1 pseudogene is annotated in these 314 nt (G+C 59.9%); it reads left to right on the forward strand.

Annotation, left to right across the window (positions count from 1 at the left end):
* Positions 1-73: 73 nt before the first annotated feature.
* Positions 74-314, forward strand: a pseudogene (locus AC1DNF_RS35870) (IS110 family transposase); the annotation flags it as partial.

Raw genomic sequence — 314 nt, forward strand, 5'->3', positions numbered from 1 at the left:
TCGTCGTAGGTTGCGTCCAAGGACGTAGAGCTACATGCTGTGACTTGCGTCGTCAGCAACAAGGAGACCGACCATGGAAGAGCGTAGCAAGATTCACGTGGGTTTGGATGTCCATAAGGACAGTATCAGCGTGGCAGCGGCCGAGTCAGATCGAGCGCCCGGGCGCCTGATCGGCAAGGTGCCGCACGATGTGAACAAGTTGCTGAAGGTGCTGGCCAAGGTTGGCACCGCGGAGCAATTGCACATCGTGTACGAGGCTGGTCCGACGGGCTTCGGGCTGCAGCGTGCCTTGAAGGCCAAGGGCTACCTCTGCG

It is taken from the genome of Variovorax sp. 01T432 (genome assembly GCF_056398605.1).